This is a genomic window from Actinokineospora globicatena, assembly GCF_024171945.1.
Lineage (GTDB): Bacteria > Actinomycetota > Actinomycetes > Mycobacteriales > Pseudonocardiaceae > Actinokineospora > Actinokineospora globicatena.
In genome coordinates this window covers 805253-820944 of the sequence record NZ_JAMTCR010000006.1, presented here as the reverse complement: position 1 = coordinate 820944, position 15692 = coordinate 805253, and the positions used below count along the sequence as shown (strand labels likewise).

General features: G+C 71.8%; 13 protein-coding genes. 3 read left to right on the top strand and 10 right to left on the bottom strand.

What is annotated here, in order from left to right; all coding sequences use genetic code 11:
- Positions 1 to 604: 604 nt before the first annotated feature.
- Positions 605 to 1174 (top strand): snapalysin family zinc-dependent metalloprotease, encoded by a 570-nt coding sequence (locus tag LV79_RS31170; RefSeq protein WP_253841864.1) that lies wholly within the window; start codon positions 605 to 607, stop codon positions 1172 to 1174.
- Between the two features lie 114 nt (positions 1175 to 1288).
- Positions 1289 to 2170, top strand: a complete 882-nt coding sequence (locus LV79_RS31165; protein WP_253841863.1) for a hypothetical protein — start codon at positions 1289 to 1291, stop codon at positions 2168 to 2170.
- 48 nt (positions 2171 to 2218) lie between these two features.
- Here LV79_RS31165 and paaZ read toward each other — a convergent pair whose 3' ends face one another.
- Positions 2219 to 4246 (bottom strand): phenylacetic acid degradation bifunctional protein PaaZ, encoded by a 2028-nt coding sequence (paaZ, locus tag LV79_RS31160; protein WP_253841862.1) that lies wholly within the window; start codon positions 4244 to 4246, stop codon positions 2219 to 2221.
- Between the two features lie 394 nt (positions 4247 to 4640).
- On the opposite strand from paaZ, the gene LV79_RS31155 reads away from it, so the two are divergent.
- On the top strand, positions 4641 to 5366 hold the full coding sequence (locus tag LV79_RS31155) for a S1 family peptidase (RefSeq protein WP_253841861.1): 726 nt from the start codon (positions 4641 to 4643) through the stop codon (positions 5364 to 5366).
- Positions 5367 to 5421: 55 nt separating this feature from the next.
- Here the strand turns inward: LV79_RS31155 and LV79_RS31150 are convergent, their stop codons facing one another.
- From LV79_RS31150 to LV79_RS31110, 9 genes are all read right to left on the bottom strand, one after another.
- Positions 5422 to 6072, bottom strand: a complete 651-nt coding sequence (locus LV79_RS31150; RefSeq protein ID WP_253841860.1) for an HNH endonuclease family protein — start codon at positions 6070 to 6072, stop codon at positions 5422 to 5424.
- A gap of 457 nt (positions 6073 to 6529) precedes the next feature.
- The gene (locus LV79_RS31145; protein ID WP_253841859.1) at positions 6530 to 8155 is read right to left on the bottom strand and encodes a monocarboxylic acid transporter; all 1626 of its coding nucleotides are present in this window, start codon (positions 8153 to 8155) and stop codon (positions 6530 to 6532) included.
- On the bottom strand, positions 8152 to 8520 hold the full coding sequence (locus LV79_RS31140; RefSeq protein WP_253841858.1) for a DUF485 domain-containing protein: 369 nt from the start codon (positions 8518 to 8520) through the stop codon (positions 8152 to 8154). Before LV79_RS31140 ends, LV79_RS31145 begins: the two co-directional genes overlap by 4 nt.
- Positions 8521 to 8585: 65 nt before the next feature.
- Positions 8586 to 10349 (bottom strand): sodium/solute symporter, encoded by a 1764-nt coding sequence (locus LV79_RS31135; RefSeq protein ID WP_253841857.1) that lies wholly within the window; start codon positions 10347 to 10349, stop codon positions 8586 to 8588.
- On the bottom strand, positions 10346 to 10594 hold the full coding sequence (locus tag LV79_RS31130) for a hypothetical protein (protein WP_308208975.1): 249 nt from the start codon (positions 10592 to 10594) through the stop codon (positions 10346 to 10348). Before LV79_RS31130 ends, LV79_RS31135 begins: the two co-directional genes overlap by 4 nt.
- Positions 10595 to 11453: 859 nt before the next feature.
- The gene (locus LV79_RS31125; protein ID WP_253841855.1) at positions 11454 to 12218 is read right to left on the bottom strand and encodes a LytR/AlgR family response regulator transcription factor; all 765 of its coding nucleotides are present in this window, start codon (positions 12216 to 12218) and stop codon (positions 11454 to 11456) included.
- Entirely contained in the window at positions 12215 to 13294 is a 1080-nt protein-coding gene (locus LV79_RS31120; RefSeq protein ID WP_253841854.1) for a sensor histidine kinase, read from the bottom strand. The genes LV79_RS31125 and LV79_RS31120 overlap by 4 nt, the downstream gene beginning before the upstream one ends.
- 75 nt (positions 13295 to 13369) lie before the next feature.
- Positions 13370 to 13618, bottom strand: a complete 249-nt coding sequence (locus LV79_RS31115) for a hypothetical protein (RefSeq protein ID WP_253841853.1) — start codon at positions 13616 to 13618, stop codon at positions 13370 to 13372.
- A 162-nt stretch (positions 13619 to 13780) separates the two neighbouring features.
- Positions 13781 to 15652, bottom strand: a complete 1872-nt coding sequence (locus tag LV79_RS31110; protein WP_253841896.1) for an ABC transporter ATP-binding protein — start codon at positions 15650 to 15652, stop codon at positions 13781 to 13783.
- Positions 15653 to 15692 lie beyond the last annotated feature (40 nt).

Below are 15692 nucleotides of genomic sequence, written 5' to 3'. Positions count from 1 at the left end.
GGGTTCAATCATTCAAGCTCTACTGGCTTAAATCGGCACACTGTTGAGTTCTCAAACAACACACGCACATCCGATTCAACCGCCACCATGGGCGACCTCATCCGAGGCTGGTTACCGCTGAAGTTCTTGTGTCTGGCTCCGTTCCGGTTTTCCCGGCCCGTTCCGCCTGACAGGAAGAAAGTTACACGGCCACCAACGCGGGATCAAATCGGGGGTCCTCCAAGCCGTCTGGCACACCGGAAACCGTTGCGCAGCAACGCATCCAGCACGGTCGCGAGCCCCGCACCGCACGAGCCGCCGTCGCGGCCCGAAACCACCCCGGAGAGCCCGTTTCCGCTGATCACGATAGCCGCGCGGACACCCTGCGTTCACTTACGGAGGTTCCCCGGGGTGGGAAAGTCAAACCTTGTGATCGCGGTCACTATTCGACTGGTTCGCCGGGGACACCGAGTACCCATGGTCATCGGGACGCCACGAGTGGGCGTCCCGATGTGCAGTCGCGGCAGGTTCGACGTCGTCGCCGTCCCTTCGGCGTCGCCGACCGCGTGGCAACCACCCGGGTTCGACCCGTCCCGGCGGGTCGCACAACACCAGGAGCACACCCATGCAACGACGAACACTCGCGTTGATCGCGGCGAACGCCTTCCTCGGCGCCGCTGTCGTGGTCGGGGCGGCAGGCCCGGCGACGGCGGCCCCCCAGGCCACCGCGCTGGTCACCACCCTGACCTACAGCGACAGCGGGGCGAGCCAGTACGCCACCGAGATCGCCGAGGCGGCACGCATCTGGAACGCGGCCGCGCCGAACGTCAAGATCGTGAAGGCCACCTCGGGCCAGCGGGTCAACATCCGCATCGTGTCCGACCCGGGCTGGCCGCGGGCCACCCTCGGACCGGTCCGCTCCACCGGATCGGCGCAGGTCTGGTTCGGCAAGCAGGCCGTCGACCAGGGCTACAACAAGACCCGCATCATCACCCACGAGCTCGGCCACAACCTCGGTCTGCCCGACAACCGGACCGGGCTGTGCTCGGACCTGATGTCGGGCAGCTCCGCCCCGGTCAGCTGCGCGAACTCGCAGCCGAGCGCGGCCGAGCGGGCGCGGGTGCAGCGCAACTACGCGACCGGCATCGCGGCCAACCAGCAGCCGCTGACCGTCGTCATCCACGACGGCGCCTGATCGACCCGACGGCGGTCGTCCCCACCGGGGGCGGCCGCCGTCGCCATTCCCGGGTGAACCGGAGCGGCGCGCGGCCCGTGTGGGTCGCATACCGCCGACCCCGGGAGACACCCGATGCGCAAGCTGATCCTCACCGTGTCCGCCGCCGCTCTCGTCGCAGGCCTCGCCGCGTGCGGCCAGGAGCAGGCCGTGCCAGGCGCGCCGCAGACCACCCCGCTGTCCACTGTGGACGTCGAGCCGAGGGCGGCCGCCGTGGCCCTCACCGCGGGCATCACGACCGCCGAGTCCGCCGAGGTGGGGACGTTCGTGACCGATGGCGACGGTCGTTCGCTCTACCGGTTCGACAAGGACTCCGCGAAGCCGCCGACCACGGCGTGCGCCGGTGAGTGCGCCACCGCGTGGCCGCCGGTGATGGTGGAGGACCCGGCCGCCCTGCGGACCACGGGCGTGGACCCCGCGCTGCTCGGCACGCTCGAGCGGCCCGAGGGCGGCAGGCAGTTGACCATCGCGGGCTGGCCCGCCTACCGCTTCGCCAAGGACGTGGCCGCCGGGGACCTCAAGGGCCAGGGCGCGGGCGGCACCTGGTTCGCGTTCCTGCCCGACGGCAAGAAGGCCGCGGCGAAGACCGCCGAGTCAGCCAAGACGGTGCCGCTGACGGTGATGAAGGTCGGCGCGCTGGGGCAGATCGTCACCGACCAGGCGGGCATGACCCTGTACCGGTTCGACAAGGACACCGCGAACCCGTCGAGCACCACCTGCGTCGGCGACTGCGCGGTCAAGTGGCCGCCGGTCCTGCTGCCCGACGGCGCGGCGGTGGCCGGGCTCGACCAGGCGGTCGTCGGGTCGGTGACCCGCCCGGACGGGTCCAAGCAGGTCACGGTGGGCGGCTGGCCGGTGTACCGGTTCTCCGGCGACAAGGTCCCGTGTGACACCAACGGCCAGGGCGTCGGCGGTACCTGGTTCGCCCTGGACGCCACCGGCGCGAAGGTCAAGTAGTAGCGAGTGGGGTGGGGAGGCGACCGGGGGTCGCCTCCCCACCGCGCGTCAGGCCTTGGCGACCAGGGTGAGCACGTCGTAGCGGGCGGCCGAGGTGCCGTCCTGCTTGGTGACGTCGGCGTCCCAGCGGACCTCGCCGTACTCGGCGTTCTCCCGGGGGGTGATCTGCTTGGCGGTCAGCGTCACCGTCAGCTCGTCACCCGGGAACACCGGTGTCGTGAAGCGCAGGTTCTCCAGGCCGTAGTTGGCCAGCACCGGTCCCGGTTCCGGCGAGACGAACAGGCCCGCGGCGAACGAGACGATCAGGTAGCCGTGGGCCACGATGCCGCCGAAGAACTCGTTGGCCGCGGCCGCCTCCGGGTTGGTGTGGGCGTAGAAGGTGTCGCCGGTGAACTCGGCAAAGTGGTCGATGTCGGCCTGGGTGACCGTGCGCGGCCCCGCCGTCACGCTGTCGCCGACGCGCAGGTCGGCGAGCGTCTTGCGGAACGGGTGCACCTCGTCCTGGCGCACCGGGGCACCCGGCACCCACTCCCCCGTGATCGCCGCGAGCACCCGCGGGCTGGCCTGGATGGCGGTGCGCTGCAGGTGGTGCAGGACGCCGCGGATGCCGCCCATCTCCTCGCCGCCGCCGGCGCGACCGGGGCCGCCGTGGATGAGGGCGGGCAGCGGGGAGCCGTGGCCGGTGGACTCCTTGGCGTTGTCGGTGTCGAGCACGAGCAACCGGCCGTGCCAGGGTGCGACGCCCAAGGCGACAGCGGCGGCGAAGTCAGCGTCACCGGTGACGATGGACCCGACAAGGCTGCCTTGCCCGCGCGCGGCTAGAGCGACGACCTCGTCGACACCGTCGTAGGGCAGCAGCGTGCTGACCGGCCCGAACGCCTCCACCTCGTGTGGCTCGGCGCGGCCTGTGTCGTCGGCGCGCAGCAGCAGCGGGGACAGGAACGCGCCGCGCTCGGGGTCGGCGTCGAGGGTGTCGACCTTGTCGAGCGAGCCGTAGACGACCTTGCCCGCGTCGGCGAGCGCGCGGACCGAACGGCGGACCTCCTCGCGCTGGTCGAGGCTGGCCAGGGCGCCCATCCGGACGTCGGGGTTGGCCGGGTTGCCGACGGTGACCTTGGCCAGGCGCGCGGTGACGGCGTCGGTGACCGCGTCGATCAGGCCGGTCGGCACGAAGGCGCGGCGGATGGCGGTGCACTTCTGGCCCGCCTTGACCGTCATCTCCGCGACCAGCTGCTTGACGAACAGGTCGAACTCGGGGGTGCCGTCGGTGGCGTCGGGGCCGAGGACCGAGCAGTTGAGCGAGTCGGCCTCGGCGGTGAAGCGGACCGAGTTGGCGATCACGACCGGGTGGCCGCGCAGCTTGCGCGCGGTGCCCGCGGAGCCGGTGAAGCCGACCAGGTCCTGCGGGGTGAGGTGGTCGAGCAGGTCGCCCGCGCCGCCGCTGACCAGCTGCAGGCTGCCCTCGGGCAGCGCGCCGGAGGCGAGCATCAGCTCGACCAGCCTGGCGGTGACGTAGGCGGTCTGGCTGGCGGGCTTGATCAGGCTGGGGACACCGGCGAGGAACGCCGGGGCGAACTTCTCCAGCGGTCCCCAGACCGGGAAGTTGAACGCGTTGATCTGCACGGCGACCCCGTGCAGCGGCGCGGCGATGTGGCGGCCGACGAAGGTGCCCTCGCGGCTGAGCCGTTCGACCGGCCCCTCGGCGAGGACCTTGGCGTTGGGCAGTTCGCGGCGGCCCTTGCCGCTGTAGGTGAACAGCACGCCGATGCCGCCGTCGATGTCGACGAGCGAGTCGCGCTGGGTGGCGCCGGTGCGGGTGGACAGGGCGTAGAGCTCGTCCTTGTGCTCGGTGAGGTGGGTGGCGATGACCTTGAGCAGGGCGGCGCGCTGGTGGAAGGTCAGCTCGCGCAGCGCCGGTCCGCCGACGCGGCGGCCGTGGTCGAGGGCGGCGCCCATGTCCACCCCGGCGGAGGAGATCCTGGCGACCTCGTCGCCGGTGACCGCGTCGAGCAGTGGTGCCCCGTCCTCGGCTGGCGTGTGCCACCGGCCGGATACGTAGCTGCGCAGCAGCGCCATCGCCGTCGACCTCCTGAGTCGATCACGGGCGCCGCCTCGTCGCCGCGCCCCGCGCGCCCGATGCTAGTGGCGGGGGCGCCCGCCCGGCCGGGTCCCAGCGCGCCGAACGTGGAAAGCGATTCAACGCAATCCGTGGCTGGTCGTTACCAATTGCCAATTCGGTGAATGTGAACGTGGTGGGAACATCCGACCCTTGCGATTAGCTCGATTTGGGTGAAAAGGTGAGTTCTCGACAGCGCGACTGGCCGGATACGGTCAGTTCCAGGCATAGCTGACCTGGGCTTACGCTCCCGCGTCCCGCGGTGCGGCGCTGTCTTGTCCGCACGGGGCCGACTGTGTGGACACATTCCCGATTCACCCCTGCCGCGGCTCCGGCCGCAGAATCGAGAAACGCATGAAGAAGACCAAGCTCGCCGTGGCGATCGCCGGTGCGGCACTGGCCGTGCTGGCCGCCGCGCCCACCTCGTCCGCGGCGCCGAGCGCCCCGGCCGGTGACCCGGTCCTGACCCCCGCCATCATCGGCGGCGGTACCGCGAGCAACGCCCCGTGGGCGGCGCGGCTGTTCTCCAACGGCCAGCAGTCCTGCTCGGCGACCATCATCGCCCCGCAGTACATCCTGACCGCCAAGCACTGCGTGGCCAGCGGCACGATCAGCTTCCGCGTCGGCAGCCTGGACCAGACGACCGGTGGCACCACCGCCAACGCCTCGCAGATCTACCGGCACTCCGCCTCGGACCTGGCCATCGCGCGCCTGGACCGCAGCGTGTCGGCGACCTACGCGCCGCTGGGCACCACCGCCGACGCCCGCGTCGGCCAGCAGGTCCAGGTCTACGGCTGGGGCGCCACCTGCACCGGCCAGCCCGAGATCAACTGCCAGTCGCGCTACCTCAAGGTCGCGACCGTCCAGGTGACCTCGACCAACGCCCGCGACGCCTACAACGGTGTCGCGGTGCAGGCCCGCCGGGTCAACGGCATCACCGCCGGTGGCGACTCCGGTGGCCCGATGTTCGGCAACGGCCGCCAGATCGGTGTCGCGTCGACCAGCGACCGGCAGAGCATCACCAACTACACCTCGGTGGGCTCCTACCGCAGCTGGATCCAGAGCATCGCGGGCGTCTGATCCCAGACCCCGCTGAACGGGGCCGCGACCACTGGTCGCGGCCCCGTTCGCTCGTTCACGGGCAGGTGTTGAGCATCCGGGTCAGCTCGGCGAGCTCGACGTCGTCGACGGAGAGCTGGTACTTGGTCTTCACCGCGACGTAGCCGGTGGCGTAGTCGCACCAGTACTCGCGCATCGGGCGCCACTTGCCGGGGTCGCTGTCGCTCTTCTGCTGGTTGGAGCGCGCGGACACCGCGACCAGGTTGACCGGGTCGTTGTAGTAGGCCTTGCGCTGCTCGCCGGTCCAGTCGCGGGCGCCGGAGCGGGCGGCCTCGGCCAGCGGCACGATGTGGTCGATCTGCAGATCGGCTGGGTCCTTGGTGGTGACCCCGTCGTAGCGGCTGGTCCAGCAGAAGGCCCTGGGGCAGGTCGACTTGCACCTGCCGTCCACGGCCTCGCCGTCACCGTCGCGCACCAGGATCTGCTCGCGGGTGCTGCAGCTGTTGGACCGGTCGGTGACCCACTCGCCCCACTCGTCGCGGTTGTAGTGCGCGCCGGTGTCTTCGGGTCGGGGTTGGCCCAACGCGGCGAGTTGGGCCTGGTGGTCGCCCGCCGCGCCGGGGGCCGGTGCGGGGACCGAGGTACCGCCGGTGCCGAGCGCGTTGGGGTCGCAGCCGGTCAGCACGAGGGTGGCGAGCACGGCCAGGGTGGGGACAACGGAACGCATGATCACTCCCGAGATGCAGGATTGACTGCATACATTCCATTGATCATCTCCCGATCCCGGGAGGCGCGCCGAACAGAGTTGCGTGTTAGCGGGCACACGAACGAAGGCCCCATCGGCCGCTGTATCACTCTCCCCCGCCACCCACCCCCACATCCCCGCCCGGCATCGTCCCCCAGTTGGCACCGCGACTACCCCGGCAACAGGCGAAGGCCCCGTCGGCCGCAGGGGAGCCGACGGGGCCTTCTCCACCCGGGCGAACCCGGGGGCTTGGTTCTTACCCCGCCCCACCTCACCCGAAACGGGGCAGGCACCCCCGCCCGGCCCAGTCGGGATCGGTGTCGGGCGACCCTGCCCCGCCAAGCCGGGAACGATGCCGGGCGGGGACGTGGGGGCGGGTGGCGGGTGGCGGGTGGCGGGTGGCGAGAGGGAGTGTTACTAGCGGCGGAAGGGAGTGTTGCTAGTGAGACGTTGCTTTCTCCGCACCGGTGCCGGTCAAGGCGCGGACCTCCATCTCGGCGTACTTGTCGTCGCGGCGTTCCTTGGACAGGACCGTGCCGAGCCAGCCGAGGAAGAACGCCAGCGGGATGGAGACGATGCCGGGGTTCTCCAGCGGGAACCAGTGGAAGTCGACGCCCTGGATCATCGACGGCGTGGAGGCCGTCGAGGGCTTGCCGGACACCGCGGGTGAGAACACGATCAGGACGATGCTCGCCGCGAGGCCGCCGTAGGTGCTCCACAGCGCGCCGGAGGTGTTGAAGCGCTTCCAGAACAGCGAGTACAGGATGGTCGGCAGGTTCGCCGAGGCCGCCACCGCGAACGCCAGCGCCACCAGGAAGGCCACGTTCTGCCCGTTGGCCACGATGCCGCCGATGATCGCGACGATGCCGATGACCACCGCGGTGATCCTGGCGACCCGGACCTCGGCGTTCTTGTCGGTCAGCTTGTCCTTCTTGATGATGTTGGCGTAGATGTCGTGCGCGAACGAGGCCGACGCGGTGATGGTCAACCCGGCCACCACGGCCAGGATGGTGGCGAAGGCGACGGCGGCGATCAGTCCCAGCAGGACCGGTCCGCCCAGTGCCTGGGCCAGCAGCGGGGCGGCGGAGTTGCCCTTGCCCGGCGCGTTCCTGATGGCCTCGGGGCCGACGATGGCACCGGCCCCGTACCCGAGGACCAGGGTGAACAGGTAGAAGATGCCGATCAGCCAGATCGCCCAGACCACCGAGCGGCGGGCCTCCTTGGCGGTGGGCACGGTGTAGAAGCGCATCAGGATGTGCGGCAGGCCCGCGGTGCCCAGCACGAGGGCCAGGCCCAGGGACAGGAAGTCGAGCTTGCTGGTCCCGGTGGCGCCGTACTGCTTGCCGGGGCTCAGCAGCGCCTCACCGGTCTTGCCGCCCGCGTCGACGGCGGCGCCGAGCAGGGTGGAGAGGTTGAAGCCGAACTTGGCCAGCACCCAGATGGTCATCGCCAGCGCGCCGGTGATCAGCAGTGCCGCCTTGATGATCTGCACCCAGGTGGTGCCCTTCATGCCGCCGACCAGCACGTAGACGATCATGATGATGCCGACGGCGGCGATCACCACGGCCTGGCCGGTCTTGTTGGTGATGCCCAGCAGCAGCGCGACGAGGCCGCCCGCACCGGCCATCTGGGCCAGCAGGTAGAAGAACGACACGACCAGGGTTGAGGTGGCCGCGGCGGCGCGGACCGGGCGCTGCCGCATCCGGAAGGCCAGGACGTCGCCCATCGTGTACTTGCCGGTGTTGCGCAGCAGTTCCGCGACCAGCAGCAGCGCGACCAGCCAGGCGACCAGGAAGCCGATGGAGTAGAGGAAGCCGTCGTAGCCGTTGAGCGCGATGGCGCCCGCGATGCCCAGGAACGACGCGGCCGACAGGTAGTCGCCCGCGATGGCGACGCCGTTCTGCGGGCCGGTGAACGCGCGCCCGGCGGCGTAGTAGTCGGCGGCGGTCTTGGTGTTGCGGCTGGCCCGGAACACCACCACGAGCGTGATGGCGACGAACGCCGCGAAGATCCCGATGTTGAGGGCGGGGTTGTTGCCGGTGACCCCGGCGGCGACGGCGCTCACTTGCCAGCCCCTTCCTCGACGGACTCACGGATGCGGGTGGCCAGCGGGTCGAGCTTGCGGTCGGCGTAGCGCACGTAGAGGCTGGTGATCACGAAGGTCGAGACGAACTGGAGCAGGCCGAGCACGAGGCCGACGGTGATGTCGCCGACGAGCTTGGTGGCCATGAAGCCGTGCGCGTAGTCGGCGAGCAGGACGTAGACCAGGTACCAGACCAGGAACAGCGCGGTCATCGGGAACACGAACCGGCGTAACCGGCGGCGCAGTTCCACGAACTCCGCTGAGTCGTGCACCTTCTCCCAGTCGACCGCCGTGCTGCTGGGGTCCGGTTCCGTGCTGCCGGGCTCCGGCGGGTTCGCTGTGCTCATCAGGGCGCCTCCCCTCGATGGTGGTCCGCGTCACGGTAGGGAGGGCGCCCGGCGGCGGGGAGAGGTCAGCGGCCCAAACGACGGATGACGCGACGAGTGGCCGACGAACGGCGGGTCACGGGCGACGAGTGGCCCGGGTCACGTCCCCACGCCGGTCCGGTGTCGCGGCGTTCCCGCAGGTGCAGCCGCAACATCGCGGCCTGCGACCACGCCGGGGGCCTGCCGAGCAGCGACACCCCGACCATGGTGGCGAAGGCGAGCGGCACCGCCCACGGCGCGGGCTGGGCGATGAGGATCGCGGCCAGCCCGGACACGGGCGGCCCGAACAGGGTGAGCGCGATCGCGCCTGCCGTGCCCGCGAGCCCGGCGGCGACCCCGGCGATGGCGCCCGCCGCGGTGAGCCGCGACCACCAGATGCCGAGCACCAGCAACGGGCAGAAGGTGGCGGCCGCGACGGTGAAGCCCCAGGTGACCAGGACACCGGCGTCCAACCGGGCGGAGGGCAGGGCGAGCAGGACGACCACCGCCGCCGCCGCGACGACGGTGAAGCGGAGCCTGGCCAGTCCGCCGGGGACGAGGTCGTGCGAGATGGCGCCCGCGACGACGAGCAGGAGTCCCAGGGAGGTGGCCAGGAACGCGGCGAACGCGCCTGCGGTGAGCAGGGCGGTGAAGACAGTGCCGGTCGAGCCAGCGTCCACTTGGGACGGTAGGGCCACGACGGCGGTGTCGGTGGCGCCGGAGAGGTAGAGCTGCGGGACGAGGACCTTGGCGAGGGTGCCGTAGATGCCGGGGAAGAGGTAGAAGACGCTGAGCAGGCCCACGGTGATCGCGGCGGTGCGGCGGGCGGAGCGGCCGTCGGGGCTGGTGTGGAAGCGCATCAGGACGTGCGGCAGGCCCATGGTGCCGAGCATCGTGGCGATGAGGACCGCCCAGGTGCCGAGGACGGGGTGGCCCGCGTCGTGCGGGTCGAGCAGGGGGCGTTGCCAGTCGGGGCCGCCGGGGGCCGCGCCGCCGCGCACACCGGGGACGGGGGCACCGGCGGGGAAGACGAGGGTGGTCCCCTCCGCGACCCGGTACTCCCCCGCTCGTATGGGCAGTGGCGTGCCGTCGGCGGTGGTGACGGTGAGCGGGTCGTCGAGCAGGAGCGTCACCTCGAGGCCGAAGTCGACCGGGGTGTCACGGGTGAAGTGGGTGAACTCCACCGGGTGCACGGCGTCGTGGCGCACCTGCGGGCCGACCTGGAGCAGCAACCAGATCGCCGGGACGATGAACAGGACGAGCTTGAAGCAGAACTGGAACGCCTGCACGTAGGTCGCCGCGCGCATCCCGCCCACGGCGAGGGTCACGCTGACGACCACGGCCGCGATCACCACGCCGACCCAGTACGGGCCGTCGCTGACGACGCTGAGCACGAGACCGGCGGTGCGGAACTGGGGCACCAGGTAGAGGCCCGCGATGACCAGGACGGTGACGGCGGCGAGCTTGCGCAGCGGCGTCGAGGCCAGCCGGGCCTCGGCGAAGTCCGGGACCGTCACCGCACCGGAGCGGCGCATGGGGGCGGCGACCAGCACGAGCATCGCGACGTACCCGGCGGTGAACCCGACCGGGTACCAGAGCGCGCCCATGCCGTCCTTGACCACCAACCCCGCCACCCCGAGGAACGACGCCGCCGACAGGTACTCCCCCGACACGGCCGCCGAGTTCAGCAACGGCGACACCCTGCGGGACGCGACGAGGAAGTCGGAGGTCGTGCGCACTGCCGCGACCCCGCGCAACCCGACCAACAGGGTCAGCAGGACGACCGGGGTGACGGCGAAGAGGGCGATCACTCGGGCTCCTCGGCCCGTTCCGCGCGCCGCAACTGCCAGTGCGAGATCGCCACCATGGCGGGGAAGGGAACAGCGACGATGGCGATCCAGGACAGGGGGATGCCCAGGAGTCGGACGTTGTCCCAGGCGGGGAGGAGATCCAGGAGAACGGGGAGTCCGAAGAGGAGCACGCCCAGCGCACCTAGTGCCATCAACGCCGGGGCCCGCTGCGCCCTGTACACCCGCTGCGCCTGCCGCGCCTCCACCGGATCAAGCGTCGGAGCCCGCCAAGCCGCCCGACTCCGCCGCCGCGCATGCGCCAACCGAGTCTGCGGACTGGTCACCACCACCCGCCGATGCGGACTCATCGCGCCACCTCCATCGGGGTGGATGACCGGGGTGCGCTGGGTTGCCGGGCCCGGCCGGGTGGATGGGGCGGGCTTGTCCGCTGGCTGGGGCAGGTCTGACTGGGCAGATGCAGCGGGCCGGCCTGCTGGGTGGGGCAGGGTCTACCGAGCGGGTGAGTCCGAATGGGCAGCCGCGGCGGGCAGGTCTGCTGGCTAGGACAAACCCAACCGGGCAGATGCGATGGACTGGCCTGCTCGCCAAGACAGGCCCAGCTTGGCGGCGGAGTCTGCTTGGGCGGACGCGGTGGGCTGGACTGCTGGCTGGGGTAGGTCGTGCCGGAAGTGCGAGTTAGTCGAGTTGGCTGGGTCGAACTGATCAACCGACTCCGGCCCAATTGCCCACTCGGACCCGCAATCCCGATTCCCTGCCCACACCCCGCCCTGACCTGCCAAAACGCCCCGCACCCCACTACACGCCCCGGCCCCGCCGAACGGCCTCGCGCGCGCGAAAAGCGAGTGCCCGGCCCCCACCCTCTCCGGGGGGCGGCCCTGGTCCAGTCTACCGGCACCCCCCGACAGTCGATCTTGAACCGACCCCCGTGGAGATCCACATGTGGATAACTTCTGTCACCCAGAAGAGGGGAAATCGGCGCGGCAGAACCCGAGAACCCGCAGGTCGGGGCCAGAACAGCAGCCAGCGAGCCAGCGCGGTGGGCAAGTCGGGGGCCGGGTGATCGTTCTGCGGCAGAACAACCCAAGAAGTGTCCACAGTGGAGGATCATCGCTTGCCCAGTTCGCCGCGTTGGGCGGCTAGGAGGAGGCGTTCGCGGAGTTCTCGGGCGTGGCGGCGGCTTACGGGGACGTCGCCTAGGGAGGTGTGGGCGAGCATGCCGCCGACGGAGTCGCTGCGGAGTTCGCGGACGGCGTCGAGGGCGACGAGGAAGCCGCGGTGGACTCGGGCGAAGCCGGAGCCCTCCCAGTACTCCTGCAAGCGCGAGATCGGCATCCGCACGAGGTGGACGCCGGACGGGGTGTGCAGGCGGACGTAGTCGCCGTGGGCCTCGGCGAACTGGACCTCAGCCCGCCGGACGTAGCGCGTGCGGCCGTCGGACTCGACCGGCAGCGCGGGCATCGCGTCCGGCCGCACGGACTCGGCGACGGTCGCGCGACGGGCGGCGGTGGCGCGCACGACCCGCGTCAGCGCGTCGGCGAGGCGTTCGGCGCGGACCGGTTTGAGCAGGTAGTCGACCGCGCCGATGCCGTAGGCGGAGACCGCGTGGCCGTCGTAGGCGGTGACGAACACGATCACCGGCGGGTCGGTGAGCTTGGCCAGCAGCGACGCCAACTCCAGGCCGTTGAGGCCGGGCATGGAGATGTCGAGGAACACCGCGTCGAACGGCTCGGCCTGCAGCACCTTCAGCGCGCTGAGCGCGTCGCCCGCCCCCCGCACCTCGGCCACGTCCGGGGACGCGCGCAGCAACCGGCACAGCTCGTCCAGCGCGGCCCGCACGTCGTCGACGGCCAACACCCGCACGCCGGTCACGGCGCCACCACCCCCGGGGCGAACATCGGCATCCGGACGACCACCTTGGTGCCCGCGTCCCGCTCGGTCTCGACCACCAGCCCGTACCAGGAGCCGTAGACGGTGCGCAGCCTGCGGTCGACGTTGGAGAGCCCGACGCTGCCCTCCGGACCGCGACCGGCCAGGATCGCCTCGGCGTGCGCGGGGGCCATGCCGACGCCGTCGTCGTCGACGGTGATGACGCAGTCGCCGCCCTCGGCCTCACCCCTGACCTGCACCAGGCCGCCCGCCGCGCGCGGTTCGACGCCGTGCCGGACCGCGTTCTCCACCAGCGGCTGCAGCACCAGGTACGGGATCGCCACGGCGAGCACCTCGGGGGCCACCCGCACCTGCACGCGCAGCCGCTCCCCCAGCACCGCCCGCTGCAGCGCCAGGTACGTCTCGATCGCGTGGAACTCCTCGGCCACGGTGGTGTACTCGCCGTGGCGGGCCAGGCTGTAGCGGTTGTAGTCGGCGAAGTCGAGCATCAGCTCGTGCGAGCGCTCCGGGTCCGAGTGCACGAGCGCGGCGATGACGGTCAGCGCGTTGTAGACGAAGTGCGGGGAGATCTCCGCGCGCAGTGCCCGCAGTTCGGCGCGCGCGGCCTGTTCGGCGGAGGCCTCCAGCCGGGCCCGGCGCAGCGCGGCGACGACGAGTTCGGTGGCCTCACGGGTGGCCCGCGCGGGGACCTTGCCCGCGATGAGCAGCGTCCCGGCCAGCTCGTCGTGCACGTGCAGCGGGAGCACGACCAGCGGTGGCCTGCCCGCGCTGGTCTCGCTGTGCATGACCTCGTCGACCAGCGCGGCCCAGCGGGTGCCGGACGGGACCGGGCCCGCCCAGGTGGAGCGGCCGGACAGGTCGGCGAGGCCGACGGCGTCCGCGTCGAGCAGGCGGCGCAGCCCGCGGGTGGCGGAGGCGACGCCCGCGCCGGTCAGGCCGGTGGCGAGGTCGTCGGTGACGCGCCTGGCCGCGGCGAGCACCCCGGACGGGTCCACCGGGGATCTTCGGACGAAGGGCAGCCGGGCGCGCGGGCGCGTCGGCTCCTCGTCGTCCGGCATCGTGGTCCCCCTCGGCGGTTTCGTAGATGTTAAGCGTCCACGACACCGGCGGGGGTGCGGCCACGGCGGGGCGGGTCAGCCGGAGGTGATCGGGGTCAGCACGCCCGCCATGGCGGCCAGCCGGGCGCTCGCGCGGCGGTGCAGCATCCGGCGGAACTCCTCCGGCGGGCGGGCCCGGCCCACCAGCTCCTCGGCCGCCTGCAGCACCACGGCGGTGACCACGTCGGCGCCGATGCCCGCGTGCGCGCCGAGCAGCGCGCGACAGGTGTCCTCGGCGATCTGGCGCGGGTCCGGTGTGTCCGTGGTGTTGGCGGCAGCTGGCATCGCTCCAGCATGCCCTGCCTGTGAAGTCCCCCGGTTGCCGTAGTGTTACCGGTCCCATGCCGTTGAGCTGCAATGCTTCCGCGATCTTCGCACTGTCCTAACGCGACGAACGGCTGAAGTGGGCGCGGACTTCACCCGTTCGGCGCGCGACGATCGGGTGACTCAGGCGGCGACGGGCACCTCGTCGGCGAACTGGGTGCGGTACAGCTCGGCGTAGCGGCCGCCCGCCGCGAGCAGCTCGGCGTGCCCGCCGCGCTCGACGATCCGGCCCGCCTCGACGACCAGGATCTGGTCGGCGGCGCGGATGGTGGCCAGCCGGTGCGCGATGACGATGGCGGTGCGACCGGCCAGCGCCTCGGTGAGCGCGGCCTGCACGGCGACCTCCGAGGTGGCGTCCAGGTGCGCGGTCGCCTCGTCGAGCACCACGACCCTGGGGCGGGCCAGCAGCAGCCGGGCGATGGTCAGCCGCTGCCGCTCGCCGCCGGAGAGCCGGTAGCCGCGCTCGCCGACGACGGTGTCCAGGCCGTCGGGCAGGGCGGCGACCAGGTCGGCCAGCCGGGCGCGGCGCAGCGCGTCCCACAGGTCGGGCTCGTCGGCCTCGGGCCTGGCCAGCAGCAGGTTGTCCCGGATCGACTCGTGGAACAGGTGCCCGTCCTGGGTGACCAGGCCGACGGCGTCGCGCACGGAATCGGCGGCCAACTCCCGCAGGTCGACCCCGGAGAGCCGGACCGCGCCGGTGTCGACGTCGTAGAGGCGGTTGGCCAGGTGCGCGATGGTGGACTTGCCCGCGCCGGACGAGCCGACCAGGGCGGTCAGCGTGCCCGCCTCGGCGCGGAAGGACACCTCGTGCAGCACCTGCTCGCCGCCGCGGGTGTCGAGCGTGGCGACCTCCTCCAGCGAGGCGAGCGACACCTTGTCGGCGGCGGGGTAGGCGAAGTCGACCCGGTCGAACTCCACCGCGACCGGGCCCTCGGGCACCGGGCGGGCGTCGGGGGCGTCGGTGATCAGCGGCGGCAGGTCGAGCACCTCGAAGACCCGCTCGAAGCTGACCAGCGCGCTCATCACCTCGACCCTGGCCCCGGCGAGCGCGGTCAGCGGGGCGTAGAGCCTGGTCAGCAGCAGGGCCAGGGCCACGACGGCACCCGGTTCGAGCGCGCCGGTGAGCGCGAAGTGCCCGCCGAGGCCGTAGACCAGGGCCAGCGCGAGCGCGGAGACGAGGGTCAGCGCGGTGACGAACACGGTCTGCACCATCGCCGAGCGCAGGCCGATGTCGCGGACCCGGTCGGCGCGGGCGGCGAACTCGGCCGACTCGCGGTCGGGGCGGCCGAACAGCTTGACCAGGGTGGCGCCCGGGGCGGAGAACCGCTCGGTCATCCGGGTGGCCATCGCCGCGTTGTGCTCGGCGGCCTCGCGGCGCATGGCGGCCAGCCGGGTGCCCATCCGGCGCGCGGGCACCACGAACACCGGGAGCAGCAGCAGCGCCAGGACGGTCACCTGCCAGGAGATGCCGATCATCACCACCAGGGTGAGGGTCAGCGTGACGAGGTTGCCGACCACCCCGGACAGGGTGTCGCTGAAGGCGCGCTGGGCGCCGATGACGTCGTTGTTGAGCCTGCTGACCAGGGCGCCCGTGCGGGTGCGGGTGAAGAACGCGACCGGCATCCGCTGCACGTGGTCGAACACCCTGGTGCGCAGGTCCAGGATCAGGCCCTCGCCGATGCTCGCCGAGAGGTAGCGGCCGAGCAGGCCGATGCCCGCCTCCAGTAACGCCGCCCCGGCGATGACGGCAGCCAGCCACAGCACCACGCTCGGATCCGCCCGGCCGACGATCGCGTCGACCACGTGCCCGGCGAGCACCGGTGTGGCCACCGCCAGCGCCGAGAGCACCACGCTGACCAGCAGGAACCAGCCGATCCGGCGGCGGTGCGGGCGGGCGAACGCGGTGATCCGGCGCAGCGTGGCGCGCGCCGCCGGTCGACCGTCCACCCGGTTGTTGACGGTGCGGTAGAGCGAGTCCCAGGCCGCCATCTGCATGTCCACGTCCGACTCCCCTGTGTCGTGGTCCGATTGTCCT

Bases quoted from the DNA above. Each gene is read 5' to 3' on its own strand.
- LV79_RS31170 (WP_253841864.1), top strand. From the start codon at position 605: ATGCAACGACGAACACTCGCGTTGATCGCGGCGAACGCCTTCCTCGGC.
- LV79_RS31165 (WP_253841863.1), top strand. From the start codon at position 1,289: ATGCGCAAGCTGATCCTCACCGTGTCCGCCGCCGCTCTCGTCGCAGGC.
- paaZ (WP_253841862.1), bottom strand. From the start codon at position 4,246: ATGGCGCTGCTGCGCAGCTACGTATCCGGCCGGTGGCACACGCCAGCC.
- LV79_RS31155 (WP_253841861.1), top strand. From the start codon at position 4,641: ATGAAGAAGACCAAGCTCGCCGTGGCGATCGCCGGTGCGGCACTGGCC.
- LV79_RS31150 (WP_253841860.1), bottom strand. From the start codon at position 6,072: ATGCGTTCCGTTGTCCCCACCCTGGCCGTGCTCGCCACCCTCGTGCTG.
- LV79_RS31140 (WP_253841858.1), bottom strand. From the start codon at position 8,520: ATGAGCACAGCGAACCCGCCGGAGCCCGGCAGCACGGAACCGGACCCC.
- LV79_RS31120 (WP_253841854.1), bottom strand. From the start codon at position 13,294: ATGCCGGACGACGAGGAGCCGACGCGCCCGCGCGCCCGGCTGCCCTTC.
- LV79_RS31115 (WP_253841853.1), bottom strand. From the start codon at position 13,618: ATGCCAGCTGCCGCCAACACCACGGACACACCGGACCCGCGCCAGATC.
- LV79_RS31110 (WP_253841896.1), bottom strand. From the start codon at position 15,652: ATGCAGATGGCGGCCTGGGACTCGCTCTACCGCACCGTCAACAACCGG.